This window comes from Streptomyces niveiscabiei (assembly GCF_001419795.1).
Taxonomy (GTDB): Bacteria; Actinomycetota; Actinomycetes; order Streptomycetales; family Streptomycetaceae; genus Streptomyces; species Streptomyces niveiscabiei.
In genome coordinates this window covers 1-1476 of record NZ_LIRL01001292.1, presented here as the reverse complement: position 1 = coordinate 1476, position 1476 = coordinate 1, and the positions used below count along the sequence as shown (strand labels likewise).

Below are 1476 nucleotides of genomic sequence, written 5' to 3'. Positions count from 1 at the left end.
AGATGTGTATAAGAGCGAGGAGCGGGGGCTGCGGGGGCCTCCAGAAGGGGGTTCCGTACCCCCTCGAACCGTTCATAGGCACCCGAATCGAAGCGCGGCACGGCGTCCGGGCGCCTCATGTGCGCCCCCGCGCATCGTCCTGGCCGGTTCTTCGCGCTCCGAAACGGAGGAGGGCGCCAAGAATGGGGCACGCATCAAACATGACAAGCCGGTGGGCGGGCTAGCCGAAGGGACGTAAGTGATCCGGGTACTTCTGGTGCACGACGAAGGACTGGTGCGCACGGTGCTGGCGAGATGGCTGGCCCGGGAGGGCGACCTCCGGGTGTACGACACGCCATGGAGCGGCGCGTACGCGCGGGTGCGCAGCGTACGGCCCCTGGTCTGCGCGGCCGACCTCGACTGCACGGACAGCTACGGCATCCCCCCGCTGGGCGAACTCTGCGCCCCCGGCGGCGACCGCATCGCCCCCCGCCTGCTGGTCCTCGCCAGCGCGAACCGTCCTGGCCTGCTGAAACGCGCCCTCGAAGCGGGGGCGCTCGGCTACGTCGACAAGGCGGGGCCGCCCGAGCAGTTACTCGACGGAATCCGGACCGTCGCCCAGGGGGAACGTTTCATCAACGACTCCCTCGGGTTCGGATTCCTCAAGGCCGCGGAGATGCCACTGACCCGGCGGGAGCTGAGCGTGCTGACGCTCGCCGCGGAGGGGGTGTCCATGGCGGAGATCGCGGGGCGGCTGCATCTGTCGCACGGGACCGTGCGGAACTACATGGCGGCGATCACACGGAAGACGGGGGCGCGGAACCGGATCGACGCGATCCGGATCTCGCAGGGGCAGGGGTGGTTATGAGGGTGCCGCTGTTGCCGCCCAGCGGCCCACGAGGTCGCGGTACAGGGGTGAGCTCTCCAGGAGTTCCCCGTGCGTGCCGTACGCGGTGTTCGCGCCGTCCATGACCAGGACGCGGTCCGCCCGGCGGGCCGAGGCGATGCGGTGCGCGACGACGACCAGCGTGCCGGGGCGCGCGGCGAACGCGCGCTCGGCTCTCTCCTCGGCCACCGGGTCCAGGTGCGAGGTCGCCTCGTCCAGGAGGGCCAGGGGGGCGGGGGAGAGGTAGGCGCGGGTCAGGGCGATCAGCTGGCGCTCACCGGTGGAGAGAGCGGCGGGGTCCACGGGTGCCTGCGGGCCGCCCAGGGTCCGCATCAGATCCGCCATCCCGACGGCCTCGGCACCGGCCCACAGCTCGTCCTCCGGCACCGGGTCCGGGCACAGGTGCGTGAGGTTCTCGGCGAGGGTGCCGGTGAACACGTACGCCTCCTGAGGGATGAGCACGCGGCGCGCTCGCGCTTCGGGGGCGGGTTCTCCGCCGATCTCTATCCCGCCGCCGGTCGGGGTGAGGGTCGCCGCGATCAGGGCGGTGAGGGTGGATTTGCCGATGCCGCTGGGGCCTACGACGGTGAGGTGGGCGCCTGGGGGGAGGG

2 protein-coding genes are annotated in these 1476 nt (G+C 71.7%); one reads left to right on the top strand and one right to left on the bottom strand.

Annotation, left to right across the window (positions count from 1 at the left end; translation table 11 throughout):
- Positions 1–238: 238 nt before the first annotated feature.
- Positions 239–847: a response regulator transcription factor gene (locus AOK24_RS43255; RefSeq protein WP_055725314.1), complete on the top strand. Its 609-nt coding sequence runs from the start codon at positions 239–241 to the stop codon at positions 845–847.
- On the opposite strand, the gene AOK24_RS43250 is transcribed toward AOK24_RS43255, so the two are convergent.
- Positions 842–1476: ATP-binding cassette domain-containing protein (locus tag AOK24_RS43250; protein WP_159052214.1), on the bottom strand; the 635-nt coding region annotated here is incomplete at its 5' end. The genes AOK24_RS43255 and AOK24_RS43250 overlap by 6 nt on opposite strands.